This is a genomic window from Mycobacterium sp. UM_Kg1 (assembly GCF_000972925.1).
Classification (GTDB): domain Bacteria; phylum Actinomycetota; class Actinomycetes; order Mycobacteriales; family Mycobacteriaceae; genus Mycobacterium; species Mycobacterium hiberniae.
In genome coordinates this window covers 1-3,727 of record NZ_JRMK01000239.1, presented here as the reverse complement: position 1 = coordinate 3,727, position 3,727 = coordinate 1, and the positions used below count along the sequence as shown (strand labels likewise).

Here is a 3,727-nt window from a genome sequence, read left to right as displayed (position 1 = left end):
CGCCGGTGGTGAACCGCGTGAACCCGGCGGTTCAGCGAGGCTCGACGGAGGAGAGGCGAAGCTGGGACCGCCGCGTGAACCGAGCGATCTGGCTGCCGACCGGGCCCGTGAACTGGCGGCGCTGCTGCGCGCGATCGTCGAGTCTCCGCGGCCGGTGATCGCGGCGGTGAACGGGCACGTGCGGGCCGGCGGCATGGGCCTCGTCGGTGCCTGCGACCTCGCCGTCGCCGGCCCGGCCAGCACCTTCGCCCTGACTGAGGCCCGGATCGGGGTGGCGCCGTCGATCATCTCGCTGACCCTGCTGCCCAAGCTGGCGCCCCGGGCGGCGGCCCGCTACTACCTGACCGGGGAGAAGTTCGGCGCCGCCGAAGCCGCGGCGATCGGGCTGATCACGGTGGCCGTGGACGACCCCGGCGGGGTGGATGCCGCCGTGGCGGACCTGGTCGCCAACCTGCGGCTCGGGTCCCCGCAGGGGCTGGCGGCGTCCAAGGCGCTGACCACCGCAGCGGTGCTGGCCGGTTTCGACCGGGATGCGGAGCCGCTGAGCGTGGCCTCGGCCCGGATGTTCGTCTCCGACGAGGCGCAGGAGGGGATGCTGGCGTTTCTGCAGAAGCGCCCGCCCCGCTGGGTCGGCTAACAGGTTTGACCGACCCCGCTTGCGGCCGATGCGGTTCGTCGTAGGCTTTACAGGCGATGAAAAATTCAACCCGGCGCGGCGACGACACCGACGGCACCCCGTCGCGCGCCGCTGACACCGACCGGATCCAGCTGGCGCAGGTGCTCGGCGAGGCCGTCGCGCAGGGCCAACTGCCGATGAGCGAATACGAGGCCCGGCTCGCCAAGGCGTACGCGGCGCAGACCTACGACGAGCTCGACGGCCTGCGGGCCGACCTGCCGGGTTCCTCGGTGTGCCCGCACCGCGGCGGTGACTGCAAACCCGCGCCCTCCACGCTGCTGCTGGGGATCTTGAGTTCCTTCGAGCGGCGGGGCCGGTGGAACGTGCCCAAGCGGCTGACCACCTTCTCACTGTGGGGCGGCGGGGTCATCGACTTGCGCTACGCCGATTTCACCTCGCCGGAAGTCGAGATCAACGCCTACTCCATCATGGGCGGGCAGACCATCCTGCTGCCGCCCGAGGTCAACGTCGACATTCACGGGTACGGGGTGATGGGCGGTTTCGACCAGAGCGTCGAAGGCACCGGCAGCCCCGGCGCCCCGCGAGTCAAGGTACGCGGATTCTCCCTGTGGGGCGGCGTCGGGATCCGGCGCAAGAACCGCAAGCCGCGCGGCTGACAGCCAAGCGCGGCCGCCGCCCAGGGCCCCGCGGACGGTGCGGGCATACTGCGACATCCGCGCCGCATCAGGCGCACACTTTCACTATGCAAGCACGTGATGTCACCGCTGCGCTGATTGCCTGATCGTGGCCGTGCGCCCTGAGCCCGGACCGCGGCGGCGCCTGACCGGCATCTCCGACCTGCGCGCGTTTTTCCACACCAACACCACACCGCTGTACTTCATCTCCCCGACCCCGTTCAACCTGCTGGGCATCGATCGCTGGGTGCGCAACTTCTTCTACCTGACATACTTCGACTCGTTCGAAGCTGCCCATTCGCGCGTGTTCGTGCCCCGGCGCCGCGATCGCGTCGACTTCGACTCCATGGGCGATGTGTGTAATCACCTGCTGCGCGATCCCGAGACACTGGACTTCATCGCCCGCAGGGGCCCCGGCGGCCGGGCCTGCTTCGTGATGCTCGACGAGGAGACTCAGGCGTTGACGCGCCAGGCCGGAATCGGCGTCATGCATCCGCCGGCAGAACTGCGCCATCGCCTGGGCTCCAAGATCATCATGACGCGTCTGGCCGACGAAGCGGGCGTGCCCAGTGTGCCCCATGCGATCGGCAGGGTCAGCTCCTATGACGACGTGGCGGCGCTGGCGCAAAGCGCGGACTTGGGCGAGGACCTCGTGGTCGAGGCGGCCTACGGCAACGCGGGCAGCGCCACATTCTTTGTGCGCGGCCGCCGCGACTGGGACAGCTGCGCCGGCGACCTGCACGAGCAGGAAGTCAAAGTGATGAAGCGCATCCGCAACGTCGAAATATGCATCGAGGGTGCCGTGACCCGCCACGGCACCGTGATCGGCCCGGCGATGACGAGCCTGGTCGGCTATCCGGAGCTGACACCGAATCGGGGCAGCTGGTGCGGCAATGACATCTGGCGCGAGGCGCTGCCCGCCGCCCAGAAACACACCGCCCGCGAAATGGTGCACAAACTGGGCGACGTCTTGAGCCGCGAAGGCTACCGGGGATCCTTCGAGGTGGACCTGCTGCACGATCTGGACGCCGACGAGCTCTACCTCGGCGAAGTCAATCCTCGGCTGTCCGGCGCGAGCCCGATGACGAATATGACCACCGAGGCCTACGCCGACATCCCGCTCTTTTTGTTCCACCTGCTCGAGTACATGGACGTGGACTACGAGGTCGACATCGATGAGCTCAACGCGCGCTGGGAGCGCGGCTTCGGCGACGACGAGGTCTGGGGGCAGATGATCATCACCGAGACCGCACCCGACGTCGAACTGTTCACCGCGACCCCACGCACCGGGGTGTGGCGCCTCGATGAGGAGGGGCACGTCAGCTTCGCCCGCCAGGGCAATGACTGGGCCACACTGCTCGACGAATCCGAGGCCTTCTACATGCGTGTCGCGGCGCCCGGCGACCTTCGCTGCCAGGGCGCTCAACTCGGCGTGCTCGTCACCCGCGGTCACCTACAGACCGCGGACTACCAGCTCACCGAACGTTGCCGACGCTGGATCAACGGGATCAAGGCGCAGTTCAGCTCGACTCCCCTGACCCCGGCCACCCCCATCGTCTCCCGGCTCGTCGCGCGGGCGTGAGCGCCGAAGCCGCGGGCCGCATCCCGGCCGGGATCTCCCTGGACAACTGGCTGTCGGTGCCCTATTCGCGGTGGTCGTTTCAGCATGTCGAGGATTTCGTTGCGACCGCGCTCATTTCACGCGGTACGGGTCACGTCGCGGCATTCCCCGGCGCCGACACTGAGCTTTCGGCGATCGCGGTGACCGCCACCGACGGTACGCGCACCACCGTCGGCGCGATCATGGCCGCCACCGCCACCGACGGGTGGGCGGTGGGGCACCGCGGCACGCTGGTGACCGAGGCCTACCTGGGCACCCTCGGGACGCACACCCGGCACCTGCTGTTCTCGGTGAGCAAGTCGCTGGTGGCCGCTGTCGTCGGCGCGTTACACGAGGCGATCGACCTCGACGCGGCGATCACCAGCTATGTCCCCGCCTTGGCCGCCTCCGGGTACGCCGGCGCGACGGTGCGCCACCTGCTGGACATGCGTTCGGGAATCGCCTTCTCCGACAACTACCTTCACCCGACCGCAGAGATCCATCTGCTCGACGAGTCCGTCGGGTGGGCGCCCCGCAGCCGGGCGGGCGGTCCGGACACCCTGCGGGACTTCCTGCTGACGCTGCGGCAGAAGTCACCGCATGGCGGGCCGTTCGAATACCGTTCGTGCGAAACCGATGTGCTCGGGTGGGTGTGTGAGGCGGTCGCCGGGCGGCGGATGCCCGAACTGATGTCGGAGCTGCTGTGGAGCCGCCTGGGAGCCCAGCAGGACGCCACCATCGGTGTGGACGCCGCCGGAACCGGACTGTTCGACGGCGGCATCAGCGCGTGCCTTACCGCTGTCTCTTATACACATC

General features: G+C 68.8%; 4 protein-coding genes. All 4 read left to right on the top strand.

What is annotated here, in order from left to right; genetic code table 11:
- A partial coding sequence (locus LI92_RS20375) for an enoyl-CoA hydratase family protein (RefSeq protein ID WP_052740878.1) occupies positions 1-637 on the top strand: 637 nt, incomplete at its 5' end.
- 56 nt (positions 638-693) lie between these two features.
- Complete coding sequence (locus LI92_RS20370; protein WP_046322098.1) at positions 694-1,293, top strand: DUF1707 SHOCT-like domain-containing protein; 600 nt, start codon at positions 694-696, stop codon at positions 1,291-1,293.
- Between the two features lie 124 nt (positions 1,294-1,417).
- Positions 1,418-2,893: a biotin carboxylase gene (locus tag LI92_RS20365; protein WP_046322097.1), complete on the top strand. Its 1,476-nt coding sequence runs from the start codon at positions 1,418-1,420 to the stop codon at positions 2,891-2,893.
- Positions 2,890-3,727, top strand: an 838-nt coding sequence (locus LI92_RS20360; RefSeq protein ID WP_046322095.1) for a serine hydrolase domain-containing protein, incomplete at its 3' end; no start/stop codon positions are given. The genes LI92_RS20365 and LI92_RS20360, both read left to right, overlap by 4 nt.

Excerpts from the sequence above, each read along its gene's own strand:
- LI92_RS20370 (WP_046322098.1), top strand. The coding sequence starts at position 694 with ATGAAAAATTCAACCCGGCGCGGCGACGACACCGACGGCACCCCGTCG.